Annotated in this window: 23 protein-coding genes; 14 read left to right on the top strand and 9 right to left on the bottom strand. The window is 70.1% G+C overall.

Annotated elements, in window-relative coordinates:
- Complete coding sequence (locus tag LRG10_RS10575; RefSeq protein WP_238635540.1) at positions 1-741, top strand: outer membrane beta-barrel protein; 741 nt, start codon at positions 1-3, stop codon at positions 739-741.
- Here the strand turns inward: LRG10_RS10575 and LRG10_RS10570 are convergent.
- From LRG10_RS10570 to rsxA, 8 genes are read right to left on the bottom strand one after another with little or no spacing between them, the layout of a single operon-like run.
- On the bottom strand, positions 738-1175 hold the full coding sequence (locus LRG10_RS10570; RefSeq protein WP_201168106.1) for a SoxR reducing system RseC family protein: 438 nt from the start codon (positions 1173-1175) through the stop codon (positions 738-740). The two genes, LRG10_RS10575 and LRG10_RS10570, sit on opposite strands and share 4 nt — an antisense overlap.
- Positions 1172-1468 carry an RnfH family protein gene (locus tag LRG10_RS10565; protein ID WP_201168104.1) on the bottom strand — a complete coding sequence of 99 codons (297 nt, stop codon included), beginning with the start codon at positions 1466-1468 and terminating at the stop codon, positions 1172-1174. Before LRG10_RS10565 ends, LRG10_RS10570 begins: the two co-directional genes overlap by 4 nt.
- A complete protein-coding gene (locus LRG10_RS10560; RefSeq protein ID WP_207190267.1) occupies positions 1465-2160 on the bottom strand; it encodes an electron transport complex subunit E in 696 nt (231 codons plus the stop codon). Before LRG10_RS10560 ends, LRG10_RS10565 begins: the two co-directional genes overlap by 4 nt.
- Positions 2153-2824 carry an RnfABCDGE type electron transport complex subunit G gene (locus LRG10_RS10555; RefSeq protein WP_201168102.1) on the bottom strand — a complete coding sequence of 224 codons (672 nt, stop codon included), beginning with the start codon at positions 2822-2824 and terminating at the stop codon, positions 2153-2155. Before LRG10_RS10555 ends, LRG10_RS10560 begins: the two co-directional genes overlap by 8 nt.
- Positions 2821-3894: an RnfABCDGE type electron transport complex subunit D gene (locus LRG10_RS10550; RefSeq protein WP_201242815.1), complete on the bottom strand. Its 1074-nt coding sequence runs from the start codon at positions 3892-3894 to the stop codon at positions 2821-2823. Before LRG10_RS10550 ends, LRG10_RS10555 begins: the two co-directional genes overlap by 4 nt.
- Positions 3891-5411 carry an electron transport complex subunit RsxC gene (rsxC, locus tag LRG10_RS10545; protein WP_238635539.1) on the bottom strand — a complete coding sequence of 507 codons (1521 nt, stop codon included), beginning with the start codon at positions 5409-5411 and terminating at the stop codon, positions 3891-3893. The genes LRG10_RS10550 and rsxC overlap by 4 nt, the downstream gene beginning before the upstream one ends.
- Positions 5401-5946 (bottom strand): RnfABCDGE type electron transport complex subunit B, encoded by a 546-nt coding sequence (locus LRG10_RS10540; RefSeq protein ID WP_201168096.1) that lies wholly within the window; start codon positions 5944-5946, stop codon positions 5401-5403. Before LRG10_RS10540 ends, rsxC begins: the two co-directional genes overlap by 11 nt.
- 4 nt (positions 5947-5950) lie before the next feature.
- Positions 5951-6535, bottom strand: coding sequence for an electron transport complex subunit RsxA (gene rsxA, locus LRG10_RS10535; RefSeq protein ID WP_238635538.1), 585 nt, complete (start codon positions 6533-6535; stop codon positions 5951-5953).
- Positions 6536-7052: 517 nt separating this feature from the next.
- Between rsxA and nifA the strand changes: the two genes are divergently transcribed.
- The 13 genes from nifA (at position 7053) to LRG10_RS10465 (ending at position 19600) form a co-directional block, all read left to right on the top strand.
- On the top strand, positions 7053-8630 hold the full coding sequence (gene nifA / locus LRG10_RS10530; protein WP_238635537.1) for a nif-specific transcriptional activator NifA: 1578 nt from the start codon (positions 7053-7055) through the stop codon (positions 8628-8630).
- 187 nt (positions 8631-8817) lie between these two features.
- Positions 8818-9873, top strand: a complete 1056-nt coding sequence (gene nifB / locus LRG10_RS10525) for a nitrogenase cofactor biosynthesis protein NifB (protein ID WP_238635536.1) — start codon at positions 8818-8820, stop codon at positions 9871-9873.
- Complete coding sequence (locus tag LRG10_RS10520) at positions 9870-10463, top strand: nitrogen fixation protein NifQ (protein ID WP_201168087.1); 594 nt, start codon at positions 9870-9872, stop codon at positions 10461-10463. The genes nifB and LRG10_RS10520 overlap by 4 nt, the downstream gene beginning before the upstream one ends.
- Positions 10463-11608, top strand: a complete 1146-nt coding sequence (gene nifV, locus LRG10_RS10515; RefSeq protein ID WP_238635535.1) for a homocitrate synthase — start codon at positions 10463-10465, stop codon at positions 11606-11608. Before LRG10_RS10520 ends, nifV begins: the two co-directional genes overlap by 1 nt.
- An 11-nt stretch (positions 11609-11619) precedes the next feature.
- Complete coding sequence (gene nifW, locus LRG10_RS10510; RefSeq protein WP_201168080.1) at positions 11620-11955, top strand: nitrogenase-stabilizing/protective protein NifW; 336 nt, start codon at positions 11620-11622, stop codon at positions 11953-11955.
- Positions 11955-12920 (top strand): nitrogen fixation protein NifZ, encoded by a 966-nt coding sequence (locus tag LRG10_RS13275; protein ID WP_201168077.1) that lies wholly within the window; start codon positions 11955-11957, stop codon positions 12918-12920. The genes nifW and LRG10_RS13275 overlap by 1 nt, the downstream gene beginning before the upstream one ends.
- The gene (locus LRG10_RS10495) at positions 12898-13785 is read left to right on the top strand and encodes an SIR2 family protein (protein ID WP_201168074.1); all 888 of its coding nucleotides are present in this window, start codon (positions 12898-12900) and stop codon (positions 13783-13785) included. Before LRG10_RS13275 ends, LRG10_RS10495 begins: the two co-directional genes overlap by 23 nt.
- Before the next feature lie 512 nt (positions 13786-14297).
- A complete protein-coding gene (gene nifH, locus LRG10_RS10490) occupies positions 14298-15173 on the top strand; it encodes a nitrogenase iron protein (RefSeq protein WP_201168071.1) in 876 nt (291 codons plus the stop codon).
- 13 nt (positions 15174-15186) lie between these two features.
- Complete coding sequence (gene nifD, locus LRG10_RS10485; protein ID WP_201168069.1) at positions 15187-16653, top strand: nitrogenase molybdenum-iron protein alpha chain; 1467 nt, start codon at positions 15187-15189, stop codon at positions 16651-16653.
- Positions 16654-16743: 90 nt separating this feature from the next.
- Positions 16744-18315, top strand: coding sequence for a nitrogenase molybdenum-iron protein subunit beta (nifK, locus tag LRG10_RS10480; RefSeq protein WP_201168066.1), 1572 nt, complete (start codon positions 16744-16746; stop codon positions 18313-18315).
- Between the two features lie 16 nt (positions 18316-18331).
- Complete coding sequence (locus LRG10_RS10475; protein WP_201168064.1) at positions 18332-18532, top strand: 4Fe-4S binding protein; 201 nt, start codon at positions 18332-18334, stop codon at positions 18530-18532.
- Between the two features lie 14 nt (positions 18533-18546).
- The gene (locus LRG10_RS10470; protein ID WP_238633053.1) at positions 18547-19251 is read left to right on the top strand and encodes a dinitrogenase iron-molybdenum cofactor biosynthesis protein; all 705 of its coding nucleotides are present in this window, start codon (positions 18547-18549) and stop codon (positions 19249-19251) included.
- Between the two features lie 64 nt (positions 19252-19315).
- A complete protein-coding gene (locus tag LRG10_RS10465; RefSeq protein ID WP_201168061.1) occupies positions 19316-19600 on the top strand; it encodes a 2Fe-2S iron-sulfur cluster-binding protein in 285 nt (94 codons plus the stop codon).
- Between the two features lie 72 nt (positions 19601-19672).
- Here LRG10_RS10465 and LRG10_RS10460 read toward each other — a convergent pair whose 3' ends face one another.
- Positions 19673-20038, bottom strand: a complete 366-nt coding sequence (locus LRG10_RS10460) for a hypothetical protein (RefSeq protein ID WP_238633054.1) — start codon at positions 20036-20038, stop codon at positions 19673-19675.
- Positions 20039-20055: the final 17 nt, after the last annotated feature.

Raw genomic sequence — 20055 nt, 5'->3', positions numbered from 1 at the left:
ATGCGAGCAAGCGACAACCCGCAATCACGCCCGAGCCGGGCTCGAGCAGGCATCGCCTGGGTGCTGCTCCTCGTCCTCGGGCTGGCGCCGGCCGCCGCCGAGGAGCAACGACCGCAGAGCTACGTCCAGCTGGCCTTCGCCCAGGTCGTCTTCGACGGCTCGCTGAGCGTCCGCCCGGAGGGAGATCCGGACGCTGAGGCCATCGACTATCGCCGGGCCATCGGCGGCCACCTGCGCGCCTCCTGGCAGTCCGCCGCGGGCGGTTTTCTTTACTTCGACTATCTGGGCACGGATGCCTGCGTCGGCGACTGCCTGGGGGGCGGGGACGCCGAAGACACCCGCGCCGCCCTGGAGCACTACGCCTTCGGCCTGGGCTGGCATCGGAGCGACGTGGTGGCCGGGACGGACGTGTATGCAACGGCCGCCCGCGAGCGGCGCAACCTTGAAAAGTGTGAGGAAGACGACGACGACGCCTGCCGGGAGGACCGCCGGGCCGGTGCCACCGTGGGGCTGGGTGTGCAGCGACCGTTGTCCGAGCGCTGGAGCGTGGGCGCCCACTATGCCTACTACCTGGGCATGGACGACCCGGACGATCCCGAGGAGCGTCTGCTGCGCATCGGCAATGGTCGCCTGACCCTGAGCGCCCGAGTCGAGCTGGTGGAGGGACTCTTTGACGGCGTCTTCGAGTACGAGGAGTCGCGCAATCGCGGCGGGCGTGTCGGCGTCCGCCTGCGCTTCTAGGCGCTGCCGGGGCGGCGCAGGCTCAGTTGCCCGGTTGGGCTGCGGCGACGCTGCAGCAGACGCCGTGCGGCCAGTAGTCCAGCCACCAGACCCGCCGCCGCGCTGGCCACGGTGCCCGGGGTGCCGGCGCCGAGTCCGGCGTCGGCGAGCAGGGCGCCGCCGAGCAGGCCGGCCAGCGGCAGCAGGTAAACGGCCAGGGCGCCGCCGAGCAGGGCGCCGGTAGGCACCGAGACCACCACCGCCTCGCCGGCGTGGGCGCCGATGGCGTTGCGCACCCACACGCCCCGCGCCCCGCGGTGGCGGTCCAGCAGCTGCGCGCCGCAGGCCCCGCGCGCCTTGCAGGCGCCACAGGCCGCCGGCCGGTCGGCGTGGACCCGGGCCTGATCGCCGCGGGTCTCGATGACCACCGCCTCGCGCTCCAGGCAGCCGCTCATGAATCCGCCTCTTCGCCGGCCAGGGCCTCCGGGTCGGCGGTGATCGGCCGGTAGACCTCCACGCGGTCGCCGTTCTCGAGAACCCGATCAGCCTTGACCGGCTTGGCGAAGACGCCGAGCTTGAGCGCGCTCAGCTCCAGGTGCGGGAAGCGCTGCTGCAGGCCGCTCTGTGCCACGGCCTGCGCGGCGGTGGTCCCCGCCGGCACCTGCAGGCAGCGCCAGAAGTGCTCACTGCCCTCGACGTAGGCCACCGAGACCTGCAGGGGGTCGTTCTGCGCCTCGTGCTCGCTCATGTCGTCTGTGCCTCCCGGCGGCGATCCAGCAGCCGCTTGCCGGCCATCAGAAATCCTAACGCGATAAAGCCCCCCGGCGGCAGCACCATGAGCAGGAAGCCGGGGTAATCAGGGAAGACGGTGATCTCCAGGAAAGCGAAGGCATCCCCGAGCATCAGCCCGGCCTGGTCGAACAGGGTGCCGGCGCCGAGCAGCTCGCGCACGCCGCCGAGAACGACCAGGATGGCGGTGAAGCCCAGGCCCATCATCAGTCCGTCAAAGGCGGCCTCGGCGGGCGGATGGCGCGAGGCGAAGACTTCGGCCCGGGCCAGGATGGCGCAGTTGGTCACGATCAGCGGGATGAACAGCCCCAGCGCCTGGTAGAGGGGGTTGAGGTGGGCCTCCATGAACAGATCCACCACGGTGACCAGGGTGGCGATGAGCAGGATAAACACCGGGATGCGCACCGGGTCGGTGATCAGCCCGCGCAGGGTGGAGACCAGCACCGCTGCGAGCACCATCACGAACAGCGTGGCCAGACCCAACCCCAGACCGTTGGTGGCGGTAGAGGTCACCGCCAGCAGCGGGCAGAGGGCCAGCAGCTGAGCGAAGACCACGTTGTTGTCCCAAAGCCCCTCACGGGCGATGCGCCGCCAGCGGCCCTCGGGGGCGGGTGCTTCCCGGTCGGCGAGTCCGGCATCGGTGTCAGCCATCGTCGGTCTCCTCGGTTGCGCCATCGGCGGTCCGCTGGCGGCCGGCGCGGGGGTCGAGCAGCCGGTCCTGGTGGGCCTCGAAGGCGTGCAGGGCGGCGTGGACGGCCTCGACCACCGCCCGCGGGGTGATGGTCGCACCCGTGAACTGGTCGAACTCGCCGCCGTCCTTCTCCACGGCCCAAGCCTCTTCGGGGGGATCGCCGAGGGAGCGCCCCTCGAAGGCGTCGATCCAGTCGGAGCGTTCGGCCTCGATGTCGTCGCCGAGCCCCGGGGTCTCCCGGTGCTCGGTGACGCGTGCGGCCAGGATTTCGCCGTCGCGGTCGATGCCGACGATCACCCGGATGGTGCCGCCGTAGCCCTGGGCCTGACTCTCCAGCGCCACCGCCGTTACTGCATCGCCCTCCACGTGCTGCCAGCCGGTGTGTCGGCGGCCGTCGTGCTCGACGGTGACGGTGCGCTCCAGCGGGGCGTCGGCGGCGCTGTGTACCGGCGTGACCTGGGCGATGCGCTCGCCGAGCTGGCGCTCGCGGGCCGCCTCGATCGGCTCGCGGGTCTGCAGGTCGGCAATGACCAGCGCGGCGCTGCTGAGCAGGGCCACCATGCCGAGCAGGGTGACGTGGTAGGCGGTGCGCTGCTGGTAGCTGGGGCGCTCCGGCGTGCTCATGGGCCCTCCCGGTCCGTGCTCAGCGGCGCGCCCAGCCGGGTCCGGCCGTAGACCCGGGGGCGGATCCAGTGGTCGATCAGCGGGGTGAAGGCGTTCATCAGCAGCACCGCGAAGGCGGTGGCCTCCGGGTAGCCGCCATAGGTGCGCACCACCCAGACGATCAGCGCACAGCCGGCGGCGAAGACCGCACGGCCGAGGGTGGTGGCCGGCGAGGTGGTCGGGTCGGTGGCGATGAAAAAGGCCGCCAGCAGGGTCGAACCGGCCAGGATATGGACGCCGGCATCGGCGTAGCGATCCGGGTCCAGCAGGTGGAAGCCGCTGGCGAGCAGCGCCAGGGTGGCGAGCATGACCACCGGGATCTCCCAGGCGATGACCCGCCGGTAGATCAGGTAGAGCCCGCCCAGGGCGAGCAGCAGTGCCGAGCCCTCCGCCAGGCTGCCCGGCGCGTAGCCGAGCAGGGCCAGCGCCGGCTGATAGGCCTCGGGCAGGGCGGTCTCGATGCTCTGCCCCTCGGTGACCGCGGTGCGCGCGGTGTCGAGGGTGGTGGCGCCGGTCACTGCGTCCCAGTCAGCAGCGCCGGCGAAGGTGATCCCGAGCGATTCCAGGAAGCCGGGGGCGGTTGCCGAGCCCAGGGGGGCCGGCTCCACCCAGCGGGTCATTTCCACCGGGAAGGCGATGAGCAGGGCAACGCGGGCGACCATGGCGGGATTGAAGAGGTTCTGCCCGGTGCCGCCGAAGACCCCCTTGCCCAGGATCACCGCCAGCAGTCCGCCGATCACACCGATCCACCACGGCGCCCAGGGCGGCAGGCTCATGGCCAGGATCCAGCCGGCGACCAGCGCGGAGCTGTCACCCACGCCGCTGCGTACCGGGCGTCCGGCCGCGCGCAGGCAGGCGGCCTCGGCGGCCACCACGGTGACCAGGGTGATCAGCAGCAGATTGAGGGCCGGCCAGCCGTAGAGCCACACCCCGAAGGCGGTGGCGGGTGCTGCGGCGAGCAGCACCTGGCGCATCAGGGTGGGCAGGCTCAGCGGGGCCCGGGTGTGGGGGCCGGCAACCAGCTCGCTCACGTCTGAGTCTCCTTCTCCTCGTTTTGCGGCTGCTCCTGGGCTGGACTTTCCGAATCGCCGCCGGCGGCCTTCTGCTGCGCCCGCTGGCGGCGGCGGGCCGCGGCGGCGGCCTTCTTGCGTTCCTGCTCGCGTCGCTGGCGCTCCGCCCGCTGCTCGGCCATGCGCCGCTGCAGTTCGCTGCGCTCCTTGGCGGCGGCTTGCTCGGCGCGCTGACCGCGGGCGTGGTGGAAGAGCTGGACCAGCGGCCGCGCCGAGGGACAGACGTAGGCGCAGGAACCGCAGGTCAGGCAGTCCATCAGGCCGCTGGCCGCGGCGCCGTCGACGTCGCCGGCGGCGGCGCGGTTGGCGATCTCGAAGGGCATCAGCCCCATCGGGCAGGCATCGACACAGCGCCCGCAACGGATGCAGGGGCGCCCTTCGGCCTCGCGGATCTCCGCGGCCGTCAGGGCGATGACGCCGTTGGTGCCCTTGGCCACGCCGGCCTCCAGCGGGGCCACCTGGCCCATCATCGGACCGCCGGCGAGCACCCGGGCCGGGTCCTCGCGCAGCCCGCCGGCCGCCTCGAGCAGGGTCTGCAGCGGCAGACCCAGGGGCACCTCGAAGTTCGTCGGCTCGGCCACGGCGCCGCCGCCGACGGTGACCGGACGGCTGATCAGCGGTCGGCCGTGGCGGGCGGCGCGGTGGACGGCGTAGGCGGTGCCGACGTTGTGCACCACCACGCCGATATCCGCCGCCCGCGCCCCGGCGGGTACCTCGCAGCCGGTCAGCGTGTAGATCAGGTGTTTTTCCGAGCCCTGGGGCCAGAGGCTCGGCACCGGCACCACGTCGGGGCCGCCCAGGGCGTCGGTGGCGCGGCGCAGGGCGTGGATGGCCTCCGGCTTGTTGTCCTCGACCCCGATGGCGGTGCGCTCGGCTCCCAGGGCGCGGGCCATCAGCTGGGCGCCGTCGATGATCCCGGCGGCGCGCTCGCGCATCAGGCGGTCGTCGCAGGTCAGGTACGGCTCGCACTCACCGCCGTTGAGGATCAGGGTGGCCACCGGCTGCCCGGCGCCGAGCTTGACCGCCGCCGGGAAGGCGGCGCCCCCCATGCCGACGATGCCCGCCTCGGCCACCCGGGTGGCGATGGCCATAGGGTCGAGCTGCCCGGCCGGCGCGGTCATCGGGTCCGGCAGCTGCGGCGCCCAGCGCTCCTCGCCGTCGGGTTCGATGATCACGGTGGGGACGGTCAGCCCCGAGGGGTGCGGCGCCGGATGGCGGTCAATGGCCACCACCCGGCCCGAGGTGGGGGCGTGGACGGCGGCCGAGAGGCCGGCTTCCGGCGTGCCGATGCACTGCCCCTTGGCGACGTCCTGGCCCGGTGCGACCGCCGGCAGGGCGGGCGCGCCGATGTGCTGGGCCAGCGAGACGTAGAGCCGCTGCCCGGCCCGCAGGGGTTCCAGCGGGGCCTCTGCGGTGGATTGCTTGCGCGACTCGGTGCGTACGCCGCCGCGGATGATCTTTGGTTTGCTAAGCAGCACGGTCGCAGGCCTCCGTCGGTCGCGGCCAGCGCCAATTGGCCAGGGTGACCGGCTCCGGGACCATCTCCAGCGCGCCGGTGGCGCAGACGTCGATGCACGCCGTGCAGCCGGAACACGCCTCGGGCAATACCCCGTGGATCTGCTTGGGTGCGCCGATGACCGCATCGGTGGGGCAGGCCTTGATGCACTTCAGGCAGCCGGTGCACAGGTCCTCGCGGGTGACCCGCGCCACCCGGCGGACGCCGTCGTCGCCGTCTTCCAGGACCAGCGGCTGCCCGGTGATCCGGGCAATCTCCTCGGCCACGGCGCGACCGCCGGGCGGGCAGAAGTTCACCGGCAGCTCGCCGGCGGCCACGGCCCGGGCGCCGACGCTGCAGCCGGGCAGGCCGCACTGGCCGCAGTTGGTACCGGGCAGGACGCGCTCCACCTCCTCGGCGGTCTCGTCCGGCGGCGGCTTTAGATACTGCGCGGCCACGGCCAGCAGGAACCCGATCACCAGCGCCATCCCGGTCAGAACCAGCATCGCTGCATACATCGCCTCACCCTCCTTCGGGCAGTCCGGTCAGTCCTATGAACGCCAGCGACAGCAGTCCGGCGACCACGAAGCCGATGGGGGCACCGGCAAAGGCGGCCGGCACCGCCGCCGTGGCCAGCCGCTCGCGCAGGCCGGCGAACAGGACCAGAACCAGCGTGAAACCGAGCGCCGCTCCGACGCCGAAGACCAGGCTCTCGGCGAAGGTGTGCGCTTCCTGGATGTTGAGCAGGGCCACGCCGAGCACGGCGCAGTTGGTGGTGATCAGCGGCAGGAAGACGCCCAGAACCTGGTGCAGGGCGGGGCTGACCCGGGCGACGGCCATCTCGGTGAACTGCACGGTCCCGGCGATAACGAGGATGAAGCTGAGGATGCGCAGGAACTCCAGGTCCAGGGGGATGAGCAGGGCGTGCTCGATCACCCACCCGGCCGCCGCCGCCAACGTGAGTACGAAGGTGGTGGCCAGGCCCATGCCCAGGGCGGTATCCAGTCGGTTCGACACACCCATGAACGGGCACAGCCCCAGGAACTGGGTCAGGACCACATTGTTCACCAGGGCGACGCCGAGCAGCAGTAGCAGGTATTCCGTCATCCTCTTTCCCTTTCCCGGCCCGTCGGCGGCGTTCGCTACGGGTCAAGCATCAGCCGTGCCAGCCGGTACCCTTTGAGCACCACGGTCCCGCAACCCCGCGTCATCCCGTCCGAACCTCGCCCATTTGCACCAAAGAGGTGCCGTTGCACCGATGTGGCACAGACGACAAAAGCATCACCTTCCGTGAATCACTGTGAGAAACGCGACAAACGGGGGTCGACGGTTCGCCGGCTGTCTGGAACGGGAGTTGCAACGGTTTTGGCTGGCCCAGATGGGGTCAGGGGGCCCCAAGGCGTCTGACGAACGCGCCCTGCGGGTCTCCTGCGCTTCTCACCCCGGCAGGGCCGCGCGCAGAGCACGCTTCGCTGTGGCTGCGCGCTGATCGGCGCGAACCCGTAAAGGTTCGCGCCGAACCCCTGCCGGGGCTGCGATGCTCGGCGCGTTCAATGACGCCTTGGGGCCCCCTGACCCCATCTGGGCCAGCCAAAACCGATGCACCTAGCGGAGGGGAGTATTCATGGAGAACCCCACGTCCGTCGGCCCCCGAGAACGCGCCCGGGCCGGACTGGTCGAGGCCCAGCTCGAGGCGCTGTACCAGGTCAGCCGCGTACTCTCACGCAGTCTCGACCTGCGCGAGACCCTTCAGGCCGTCCTGGAAGTGCTCCACGAGCACGCCGATATGCACTCCGGGATGGTCGCCCTGCGCGACCCCGTCCGCCGCGAGACCATCGTCCGCGCGCTGTACGGGCAGAGCCCCGCCAATGAGGTCGCCTACCGGCCGGGCGAGGGGATCGTTGGCGAGATCCTCAATCACGCCGAGCCGCTGATCGTGCGGCGCATCTCCGAGGAGCCGCGCTTCCTCGATCGGCTCGGTCTCTACGATCCGGATCTGCCGTTCATCGGTGTACCCATCAACGGCCCCGGCGAGCAGGACCCGCCGGTGGGCGTACTCGCCGCCCAGCCCGCCGCCGACGAGGGCGCGTTGCTGGCCGAGCGCTCTCGGTTCATGCAGATGGTCGCCAACCTGGTCGCACAGACGGTCCGCCTGGCCACCGAGGTTGACCGTGAGCAGGCGGCCATCGTCGATGAGCGCGACCGCCTGCGCCGGGAGGTGCAGGAGAGCTACGGCTTCGAGAACGTCATCGGCCGGACCCCGGCTATCCGCCGGGTCTTCGAGCAGGTGCGCCGGGTGGCGCAGTGGAGCACTACGGTGCTGCTGCGCGGTGAGTCCGGCACCGGCAAGGAGCTGTTGGCCAACGCCATCCACTACAACTCGCCCCGGGCCGACGCGCCCTTTGTCAAGCTCAACTGCGCGGCGCTGCCCGACAGCCTGCTCGAGAGCGAGCTCTTCGGCCACGAGAAAGGCGCCTTCACCGGCGCTGTGCAGAGCCGGGTGGGGCGTTTCGAGCAGGCCGACGGCGGCACCATCTTCCTCGATGAGATGGGCGAGATCTCCCCGGCCTTCCAGGCGAAGCTGCTGCGGGTCCTGCAGGAGGGGGAGTTCGAGCGGGTGGGCAGCACCCGGACCCGGCGGGTGGACGTGCGCGTGCTCGCCGCCACCAACCGCGATCTGGAGGCGGCGGTGGCCGCCGGGGAGTTCCGCGAGGACCTTTACTACCGGCTCAACGTGATGACCATCACCATGCCGGCGCTGCGCGAGCGCCTCGAGGACATCCCGGAGCTGGTCCGGTTCCTCGTCGGGCGCATCGCCAGCAACCAGGAGCGGGCGCTGGAGATCTCCGACGACGCCATCCGCACGCTGATGCGCTACCACTGGCCGGGCAATGTTCGCGAACTGGAGAACGCCCTGGAGCGGGCGGCGATCATGAGCGAGGACGGCCGCATCGACCAGGAGGCCGTGATCCTGGCCGGGATCCCCGAGGACGGCTCGCCGGCCGTCGAGGGCGGGGTGCTGCCCGCCGGGCCGGCGGCCCCGGACCCGAACGACCCAAACCTGGACGAGCGCGAGCGGGTCATCGCCGCGCTGGAGCGCACCGGTTGGGTGCAGGCCAAGGCGGCGCGGTTGCTGGGCATGACGCCGCGGCAGATCGCCTACCGGATCAAGACCCTCGACATCCCGGTCAAGAGCCTATGAGCCGTTGCTGGCGGCGTGGCGGACGCGACACGCGGCTGTGTGGGGTTTGCGACACGCGCGGCGAATGCCGCGGCGGGAGGCACGGCGAGACGGGCGGTTGGCCGCTCCCGTGATCCGGCACGAGGTTTGCAAAAGAGCGGGCAAGCCCGACCGGAGCGCGGCTCCGGTCCCGACGGAGGGAGAGACAATGGACGCATCCGGCTCCACCACCTGCGACCCCGCCGCCGGCTGCCCCGGCGTCGGTGGCGAGGGGGCGCCCGGCGACGGGCTCGAGCACCTGCCCGAGGCGCTGCGCGCCAAGGTCCGGGACCACCCCTGCTACTCCGAGCGTGCCCACCACCACTTCGCGCGGCTGCACGTGGCCGTTGCCCCGGGGTGCAACCTCTCGTGCAACTACTGCAATCGCAAGTACGACTGCGCCAACGAGTCCCGCCCCGGCGTGGTTTCCGAGGTGCTCACTCCGGAGGAGGCCGCGGCCAAGACCCTGGCGGTGGCCTATGAAATCCCGCAGCTGTCGGTGGTGGGCATCGCCGGACCGGGCGACGCCCTGGCCAACCCGCGCCGCACCTTCGAGACCTTCGAGCGCATCCGCGAGGTGGCTCCCCAGCTGCGCCTGTGCCTGTCCACCAACGGCCTGGCGCTGCCCGACTACGTGGACGATCTGGTGGCCCTCGAGGTGGAGCACGTCACGGTGACGGTCAACGCCATCGACCCGGAGATCGGCGCGCGCATCCACCCCTCGATCCTCTTTGAGCACCGGCGCCGGCGTGGCCTGGAGGCCGCCCGGATCCTCGTGCAGCGCCAGCTCGCCGGCATCGAGGCGCTGGCCGCCCGCGGCGTGCTGGTCAAGGTCAACTCGGTGGCCATCCCCGGGATCAACCATCAGCATCTACCTGTCGTTTCCCGGGCGGTCCGCCAGCGCGGGGCGTTCCTGCACAACGTCATGCCCCTGATCTCCGACCCCAGCCACGGCACCTACTTCGGCGAGATTGGCCAGCGCGGTCCGAGCGACGCCGAGCTGCTCGGCCTGCGGGCCGCCTGCGCCAGTGATATCGCCGTGATGAGCCACTGCCAGCAGTGCCGTGCCGATGCCGCCGGGCTGATCGGCGAGGACCGCGGGGCGGAGTTCAGCCGGGCCCGGGTAGCGGGCCGGTCGCTGGATCCGGAGGCCGTGCGCCGACGCCAGCAGGCCACCTGGCAGGAGTTGGAGGAGCAGCTGCGGGAAGAGGAGGGTACGCCATGAACCGCACCCATTCGCTGCCGCCCGAGCCCGATGGGCGGGTTTTTGCCCCCTACACCTGCGGCGGGCTGTTGGCCGAGGCCACCGGCCTGCCCAATGATCGCGCGCTGGGCCGGCTGGTGGCCGCCTGGCTCAGCGGCGAGAGCGTCCTGCCGGCGTGGATGGGTCTGGAGCCGGGCGAGTACGTGGCCATGATGGGCCGCCACTTTCCCAGTGTGGGCGCGGTGACCCCGTTCCCCGAGCCGACGACGCTCTCGCAACCGCTGGCCGACGAGCAGGCGGATGTCGCCGACCTGCTGCTTCGCTACCGCCGCGGCGCCGATCGCTCGGAGCGCTGGCTGGCGCGCATCGTCGCCGCCGGCTGTCTGGGCCGGGATCATCTCTGGCAGGACCTGGGGTTGCGCTCCCGTGGGGAGCTCACGGCGTTGATGGAAGACGCCTTCCCCGCGCTCTGTGCGTTGAACGACCGCGACATGAAGTGGAAGAAGTTCCTTTACAAGCGGTTGTGTGAAGAGACCGGAATCTATACGTGCCGGGCGCCGTCCTGCGACGCCTGCAGCGATTTCGCCGAGTGCTTCGGGCCGGAGGAGTGATGGGCGCGGTGGTGATCGACGATACGACCTTGCGCGACGGCGAACAGTCCGCCGGCGTGGCCTTCACCCGTGCGGAGAAGTGTGCCATCGCCGCGGCGCTCGACGGGATCGGCGTGCCCGAGCTGGAGGTGGGCATCCCGGCCATGGGGCCCGAGGAGCGGGCCGACATCCGGGCCCTGGTTTCCGCCGGGCTGTCGGCGCGGTTGCTGGTTTGGGCGCGCATGCGCGAGGCGGACCTGCGGGCGTGTGTCGGGCTGGGGGTCTGGGGGGTGGACGGCTCTATCCCGGTCTCGGATCAGCAGATTGCGCACAAGCTCGGCCGCGACCGCCGCTGGGTGCTGGGTCGGATCGATGCATGGGTGCGGCGGGCGCGGGCCGAAGGGCTGGCGGTGAGTGTCGGCGGCGAGGACGCCACCCGCGCCGATCCCGATTTCCTCGTCGAGGTCGCGCACTGTGCGGAGGCGGCCGGGGCGCGCCGGCTGCGCATCGCGGATACGGTTGGCATCGCCGAGCCGTTCGCGGTCCACGAGCTCTTCCAGCGCCTGCGCGCGGCCACCGGCCTGGAGCTGGAGATGCACGCCCACGACGACTTCGGTCTGGCCACGGCCAACACCCTGGCCGCCGTCCGCGGCGGTGCCACCCACGTCAACACCACCGTCTGCGGGCTGGGCGAGCGTGCCGGCAACGCCGCGCTCGAGGAGGTGACCCTGGCGCTTCATCGGCTCTGTGACCGGACCACCGGGGTCGACGCCGCCGGCCTGACCGGTGTCGCGGCACTGGTGGAGGCCGCCTCGGGCCGGCCGGTGCCCTGGGGCAAGAGCGTGGTCGGCGCCGGTGTCTTTAGCCACGAGGCCGGGATCCACGTGGACGGGCTGCTCAAGGACGCCCGCAACTACCAGGGTCTGGATCCGGACGAGGTCGGGCGGTGCCACGAGCTCGTCCTCGGCAAGCACTCCGGCACCCGCGGGGTCCAGGCGGCGTGCCGCGAGGCCGGGGTGAGCCTGGACCGCGAGCAGGCCCGGGCGCTGCTGCCGCTGATCCGCCGCTGGAGTGTCACTCACAAGCGTGCCCCCAGTGCCGCGGAGCTGCGTGCGCTGGTGGCGCAAGGGGCGGCCGCGGCCGCCGAGGATGCCGTCGAGGTGTAGAGGAGGTTGCCATGAAGTGGTTGGAGCCGCTGGAACCGGAAAACGAGGAGGGCCTGGAAGGCGCGGAGGCGTGGTTCGAGGGCCTCGGCGTGGCCTACGATCCACAGCTGCTGCGGGTCTACCGCTTGCATATCCTGCAGCGCTTCCACGACTACGCCAGCGCCGAGCCGCCGGCGACACCCGATGAGGCCGAGGGGCAGGCCCGGGCACTGCTGCAACGCGCCCACGACGACTTCGTCGGCTCCGACGCCCGCAGCCAGGCCGCGCTGCGCATCCACCGGCAGGTGGCCCGGGGGGCGAGCGGCGAGGTCCCGGTGGCGCGAATAGGCCGTGGAGGATTCGGCTGATGCTGCCGCGGTTCCGGATCGGCGCGGCGGTGCGGGTGGCGCGCAACATCCGCAACGACGGCACCTACCCCGGCGTGGCCCGCGGTGAGCTGCTCGTCCCCCGGGGGAGCGTGGGTTACGTCCGTGATGTGGGGACCTTCCTGCAGGATCAGATCGTCTACAGCGTCTTCTTTCTGGATCAGGACCGCATGGTCGGCTGTCGCGAGGAGGAGCTCATGGATGCAGCCAGCCACTGGGTGGAGACCCGCTTCGAGTTTCGCGACCGCGTCACGCCCACGCGGCGGCTCGCCGTCCATGGCGAGGTGGTGGCCGAGCCGGGTGCGGTGGGCGAGATCATCCGCGTCCTGCGCGATGCACGCACCGGGCCGGCCTACCAGGTCCGCTTCCCGGGGCGTACGCTGCAGGTTCCGGAGCACGCCCTGGCGCCGCTGGCCGCCGAGGTGCCGGAGGTCACCGACGAGGACGTGGAGCGCTTCTACCGCGAGCATCCGGAGCGCTTCCAGCGGGACGAGACGCGCACCGTGCGCCATCTTCTGATCACCATCAACGACGAGTTCCCGGAGAATACCCGGCAGCGGGCCTGGGCGCGGGCGGAGAAGCTGGCCGGGAAGCTGGCGGACGACCCGCGGGGCTTTGCCGCCGCCGCCGAGCGCCACTCCGAGTGCCCCAGCGCCCTGCACGGCGGGCTGGTGGGCCGGGTGGCGCGGGGGCAGCTGCATGAGGAGCTGGACGCGGCCCTGTTCGAGATGGCCGCCGGCGAGGTGCGCGGCCCGGTGGAAACGGCGATGGGTCTGCACGTGCTCCTCTGCGAGACCGTGCACCCGCCCGACGTTGCCCCGCTGGATGACGAGCTGCGCGAGCGGATCCGCGGGGCCCTGCAGGAAAAGCGGGCCCGCCAGGTCCAACGGGATCGGGCGCGGGCCGGCCAGGGAGGGGAGAACCATGAGCCATCCGGGACTGGATGACGAGCGTATCCGCCGCTGGACCCACGGCTTCGCCGACGGCAGCGTCGTCCCGGTGCTCGGGCCGGGCGCGCTGGACGGGGCGTGTCACCCGGAGACCGGCGATGCCATGCCGGCAGACAACGAGCGGCTGATCCTCGCGCTGAATCAGGGCAAGCCGATGTCGCCGGTGCTGATGCACGAGTTCTCGCGGGCGGCGATGAAGGTCGAGCAGGATCACGGACGCCCCTATCTGGAGCGTTTTCTGCGGACCTGCTTCGGCGAGGTCCCCTGGACCCGGGCGCCGGTGATCGACTGGCTGGCGCAGCAGCGGCCGGCCTGGGTGGTGGATCTCAACCGGGATACCCAGCTCCAGGACGCCTGGGCCGGCACCCCGCACCTGCTGGTTCAGGGCGTCGCACGGGTCACTGGCGGGCGACGCTATCGGGTCTTCCGGCACGACAGCATCGGCTACCACGAGCTCCACGACGAGGCGGCCGAGTCGCCGCCGTCGCCGGCGGGTCCGATCCTGTTCAAGCCCCTGGGGTCGCCCCGGCCCGAGCCGAGCTTCGTTGCCTCGGACGCCGATTTTGTGGACTACCTCACCGAACTGATGGGCGGCTTTGCCCTGCCGCGGTTCCTCAAGGAGCGGCGCCGGGGCGTGCGCTACCTGAGTCTCGGGGTTCGCTTCACCCGGGATACCGAGCGCATGCTCTTCACCGAGATCACCCAGGAGGCCGGCGAGCCCAAGGGCTGGGCGTTGTTGCCCGCCACGGCCGGCAAGGAGCGGCGCTACCTGGCCCGCCACGGTGTGACCGTGATCGAGGCCTGCGCCCGCGATCTGGCGGCGCGGGCCGTCGGCGTCGCCTCGTCACCCCAACGCGCCTGAGCGTCGCTCGCCCCGTCGGAGGGGGTGGCATCCGGATTGCGTTCGATCAATAATGACGACCGGTGCCACACAACCTGTCGATGAGGAGCAGGGGCGATGCGACGCAAGTGGATCCCCGGCCAGCCGGATGAGTCCTATCAGGTCCTCGCCTTCAGCGACCGCGGTCACACCGCCGTCTTCAGTGAGCACTGAAGCATCCCTCCTGTCGGTCGGGGAGCGGTTCTTCCCCCTTGTCCGCTCCCCGACAACCCCCGGCCGATCATGTCGGACTTGCCACGGGCCTGCGGGCCGTCCCGGATCGTCGGGCCGGGCCCCCGGGGGTGTTCGCCCTTTCTTTGCTGATCGTTCCTGGTCTTCCTATAAGTCTTTTGGATCAACGGGTTGCGTAAACGCGGCGGGTCACCTTCGGCGCAGCGGGTCCGTCGTTGCCCCCTGCTGGCACGCCGGTTGCAAAACCCGGGTGCGAGCCGCTGAGGCGGCCGACGTAACCATCGGTCAGGAGGGATTAACCCATGAGACAGGCAGCAATCTACGGCAAGGGCGGCATCGGCAAGTCCACCACCACGCAGAACCTGGTGGCGGCGCTCGCCGAGAAAGGCAAGAAGGTGATGATCGTCGGCTGCGATCCGAAGGCCGACTCCACCCGCCTGATGCTCCATGCCAAGGCGCAGAACACGGTCATGCACCTGGCCGCCGAGGCGGGCAGCGTCGAAGACCTTGAGCTCGAGGACGTCCTGCAGGTCGGCTACGGCGACACCAAGTGCGTCGAGTCCGGTGGCCCGGAGCCGGGGGTCGGCTGCGCCGGCCGCGGCGTGATCACCGCCATCAACTTCCTCGAGGAGGAGGGCGCCTACGAGGACGACCTGGACTTCGTCTTCTACGACGTCCTTGGCGACGTGGTCTGCGGCGGCTTCGCCATGCCCATCCGCGAGAACAAGGCCCAGGAGATCTACATCGTCGTCTCCGGCGAGATGATGGCCATGTACGCGGCGAACAACATCGCCAAGGGCATCGTGAAGTACGCCAGCTCCGGCGGCGTGCGCATGGCCGGGCTGATCTGCAACTCCCGCAACACCGACCGCGAGGACGAGCTCATCGAGAACCTCGCCAGCCGGCTGGGTACCCAGATGATCGGCTTCATCCCGCGGGACAACATGGTCCAGCACGCCGAGATCCGGCGTATGACGGTCATCGAGTACAACCCGGAGTGCAAGCAGGCCGACGTCTACCGCGAACTGGCGGACAACGTCATCAACAACACCCAAATGGTCGTGCCCACGCCGCTGGGCATGGATGACCTCGAGGACCTGCTCATGGAGTTCGGCATCCTCGAGGAGGAGGACGAGTCCATCGTGGGGCAAAAGGCCGACGAGACCGCCTCGGCGTAAAGGGGGAGAGCCAATGAGCAGCATGACGCAGGATGAGGCCCAGGCGCTGATCGAGGAGGTCCTCGAGGTCTATCCCGAGGCTACCCGCGAGGAGCGCGCCAAGCACCTGGCCGCCGTCGGGGCCGATCAGCAGCCGAGCAAGTGCGTGACCTCCAACCGCAAGTCGGTGCCCGGGGTCATGACCCAGCGCGGCTGCGCCTACGCCGGCTCCAAGGGCGTGGTCTGGGGGCCGATCAAGGACATGGTGCACATCTCCCACGGCCCGGTGGGCTGCGGCCAGCTCTCGCGGGCCGGCCGTCGCAATTACTACACCGGCCACACCGGCGTGGACACCTTCGGCACCATCAACTTCACCTCCGACTTCCAGGAGCGGGACATCGTCTTCGGCGGTGACCCCAAGCTCGAGAAGATCATCGACGAAGTCGAGATGCTCTTCCCGCTCAACAAGGGCATCACCGTGCAGTCGGAGTGCCCCGTCGGGTTGATCGGCGACGACATCGACTCGGTGGGCCGTCAGGCCACCGAGCGCCTCGGCAAGCCGGTTATCCCGGTGCGCTGTGAGGGCTTCCGCGGGGTCTCGCAGTCCCTCGGCCACCACATCGCCAACGACACCATCCGCGACCACGTCCTGGAGAACCGCGACGGCGACGGCCACCAGGCCGGGCCCTACGACGTGGCCATCGTCGGTGACTACAACATCGGCGGCGATTGCTGGGCCTCGCGCATCCTGCTCGAGGAGATGGGCCTGAACGTGGTTGCCCAGTGGTCCGGCGACGGCACCCTGGCCGAGATGGAGAACACGCCCAAGGTGCAGCTCAACCTCCTGCACTGCTACCGCTCCATGAACTACATCTGCGAGCACATGGAGAAGACCCACGGCATCCCGTGGATGGAGTTCAACTTCTTCGGTCCGACGCGCATTGCCCAGAGCCTGCGCGAGATCGCTGCCCGGTTCGACGAGACCATCCAGGCCAACGCCGAGGCCGTCATCGCCAAGTACCAGCCGATGATGGACGCGGTGATCGCCAAGTACCGGCCGCGGCTGGAGGGCAAGAAGGTGATGCTCTACGTCGGCGGTCTGCGCTCGCGCCACGTCATCGGCGCCTACGAGGACCTGGGCATGGAGGTGCTCGGCACCGGCTACGAGTTCGCCCACGACGACGACTACGACCGCACCTACCCCGAGCTCAAGGAGGGGACGCTGGTCTACGACGACGCCAACGCCTTCGAGCTGGAGCGCTTCATCGAGCGGGTCCAGCCGGACCTGGTGGCCGCCGGGATCAAGGAGAAGTACGTGTTCCAGAAGATGGGTCTGCCGTTTAGGCAGATGCACTCCTGGGACTACTCCGGGCCGTATCACGGCTACGACGGCTTCGCGATCTTTGCCCGGGATATGGACATGACCCTCAACAACCCGGTCTGGGACCGCATGACCCCGCCGTGGAAGGCCACCGGCGAGCCGGCCTCCAAGGCGGCCTGACCATCTCAGCCAGGGGCGGGCCGCTCAGCCGGCCCGCCCGAACAGGGCAAGGCGCCGTGCCCGCAGCGCGGCGCAGCTGGAGGAAGCGCAATGAACGAAGACACCGAAGCCATCAAGCCGTGCTACCCGCTGTTCCGGGATGACGACTACCAACAGGTCCTCAGCCGCAAGCGCCGGGAGCAGGAGGAGGGCGTCGACGCGGCGAAGATCGACGAGACCTTCGAGTGGACCACCACCGAGGAGTACCAGCAGCTGAACTTCTCGCGCGAGGCGCTGACCGTCGATCCGGGTAAGGTCTGTCAGCCCCTCGGGGCGGTGCTCTGCTCGCTGGGGTTCGAGAAGACCCTGCCCTACGTCCACGGTTCCCAGGGGTGTGTGGCCTACTTCCGGACCTACTTCAACCGCCACTTCAAGGAGCCGGTGGCCTGTGTCTCCGACTCCATGACCGAGGATGCCGCGGTCTTTGGCGGGCACAAGAACATGAACCAGGGGCTGCAGAACGCCTACCAGATCTACCAGCCCGAGGTGATCGCCGTCTCCACCACCTGCATGGCCGAGGTCATCGGCGACGACCTCAACGCCTTCATCGGCAACGCCAAGGACGAGGGGTATCTGCCGCAGGAAGTGCCCACGCCTTTTGCGCACACGCCGAGCTTCGTCGGCAGCCACGTCACCGGCTGGGACGGCATGTTCGAGGGCATTGCCCGCTACTTCACCATCAACGAGATGGAGGACAAGCAGCCGGGCAGCAACGGCAAGGTCAACCTGGTGCCTGGCTTCGAGACCTACCTGGGCAGCTACCGCTGGCTCAAGCGCGCCCTGGGCGAGATGGGCGTGGAGGCCTCGCTGCTCTGCGATCCCACCGAGGTGCTCGACACCCCGGCCGACGGTGAATACCGGATGTACGCCGGTGGGACGCCGATTGACGAGGTCCGTGACGCCCCCAATGCGCTGGACACCCTGCTGCTCCAGCCGTGGATGCTGACCAAGACCAAGAAGTACATCAAGCAGACCTGGAAGCACGATTGCCCCGAGGTTCAGGTGCCCATCGGCCTCGAGGGAACCGACAACTTCCTGATGAAGGTCTCGCAGATCACCGGCAAGCCGATCCCCGAGTCCCTGGAGCTCGAGCGCGGGCGGCTGGTGGATATGATGACCGACTCCCACCAGTGGCTGCACGGCAAGCGCTTCGCCCTGTGGGGGGATCCGGACTTCGTCATGGGCATGACCCGGTTCCTCACCGAACTCGGCGCCGAGCCGCGCCACGTGCTCTGCCACAACGCCAATAAGCGCTGGGGCAAGGCCATGCGCGCCATGCTCGAGCAGACCCCGTACGGCGAGAGCGCCCAGGTCTACGTCGGCAAGGATCTCTGGCACATGCGCTCGCTGTGCTTCACCGACAAGCCGGATTTCATGATCGGCAACTCCTACGGGAAGTTCATCCAGCGCGACACCCTCTACAAGGGCAAGGAGTTCGAGGTGCCGCTGATCCGCCTCGGCTTCCCGATCTTCGACCGGCATCACCTGCACCGCAACAGCATCTGGGGCTACGAGGGGGCGATGTACATCCTCACCACCATCGTCAACGAGGTGCTCGCCCGGCTCGACGAGGAGACCCGTCACATGGGGGTCACCGACTTCAACTACGACCTGGTCCGGTGATCGAGGAGGAAAGAGCATGGCCATGAAAATCGATCCGGAACTGTGCACCAGCTGCGGCGACTGCGAGCCGGAGTGCCCGGAGGCGGCCATCAAGCGCAACAAGATGGGCCTCTACGAGATCATCGCGGACCGCTGCACCGAGTGCGAGGGGCATTTCGAGATGCCCCGCTGCGAGGAGGTCTGCGAGGTGGACGAGTGCATCGTCCCCGCCGACTGAAGGGAGGAGACGGCATGCAGGATGCGTCACTGCAACCGGAACTGGCCCTGCGCATCGGGCTGGCGGCGCGCGAGCTCCCGGAGCTCGACGTATCGCAGCTGGTGCGGGTGCTGACCGGGCTGCTCGGGGCACCGTTGAGCGCCGAGAAGCTCGCCGGGGTGACCCCCCGGGGGCTGCGCGACGCCGGCGGGGCCCACCACCTGGAGGCCGTTCAGCAGGCCCCGGCGGAGCGGCTGGAGGCCGCCTGCCGGGCCCTGCATGGCGAAGAGGCGGCACCAGAGCCGGTCCCCGAGCCGGAGCCGGGTCCGTCGCCAGAGGGGACCATCCGGGTCGCCTGCGCCTCGAACAGCGGCGGTGAGCTGGATGGTCACTTCGGCGCCTGCGCCCGGTTCCTCATCTACGAAGTCGGTGCCGCCGGCTGCCGGCTTGCCGAGGTCCGGCCGGTGGCCGAGGCGGTCACTGGCAGCGGCACCCGGCGCGACGACCGCATCGCGGCCCGGGTGGCGCTGATCGCCGACTGCCACGTGCTGTACTGCTGCTCGATCGGCGGCCCGGCGGCGGCCAAGGTGGTCAACGCCGGGGTCTTTCCCATGAGGCGCGACGCCGGGGGAGCGGCCGCGGCGCACATGGACGAGCTTCGCGCCGCCCTGGCCGAGCGCCCGCCGCCGTGGCTGGCCCGGCTGATGGCCGGAGAAGGTGCGGCGCGGGTCGCGCCGTGAGGCCGGCGGTTACCGGACGGGGCCAGCAATAGAATCCAACCATAAGCCACAAGGAGTTCACGGGATGCCAAGAGCCCAGGTAACGTTCAAGGATATCGATCTGACCGTCAGCGCGCCGGCGGGAACCCGGATCATCGAGCTGTCCGAGAAGGTCGGCTCGGGGATTGTCTACGGCTGCCGCGAGGGGGACTGCGGCACCTGTCTGTGCAAGGTGCTCGACGGAGAAGAGAACCTGAGCGCGCCCTCGGAGGTGGAGCAGAAGCTGCTACGCGAGCACTTTGCGGGCAAGCAGCAGCGCATCGCCTGCCAGGCGCAGATCCTCGGGGATGTCACGCTGAAACCGGCCTGATCCGCGCAGGGCGGGTCGGATACCCCGCGGGGCGGCGGCAGGGGGGACGCCGTCCCGCGGGGTCGTTGACATTCAGCGCTGCTGCTTGAGGTGGAAGGCCCGCCCGCCGAGGGCGATCAGGTAGAAGGGCATGAGCACGGTGCCCACGGCTACCACCATGGCGATGAAGCCGAGGAAGCTTAGCCCCTCACCCACCGTCGCCATCATCCACAGGCCGAGGATCAGCAGCAGGGCTGCGGGCAGGGCCTGCCCCGCCGGCGGCAGCTTGGCGGCGATGCCGGGGATGACGAAAATGAACAGGGCCAGGGCCATGATCGCCATCAGGATCCCGCCGAACCAGTAGGCGCCGGCCGAGGCCGCGACGGCGCCGAGCACGCCGGTGGCCACCGCCACCAGGAAGGTGACGAGCTCGAGACGCGTGTGTTCCTTCTGAAGCATGGGTAAAGGCTCCTCTC

The organism is Halorhodospira sp. 9628, assembly GCF_022228075.1.
GTDB lineage: Bacteria > Pseudomonadota > Gammaproteobacteria > Nitrococcales > Halorhodospiraceae > Halorhodospira > Halorhodospira halophila_A.
The sequence above is the reverse complement of the archived record's forward strand: the minus strand, read 5'-3'. Positions and strand labels throughout refer to the sequence as shown.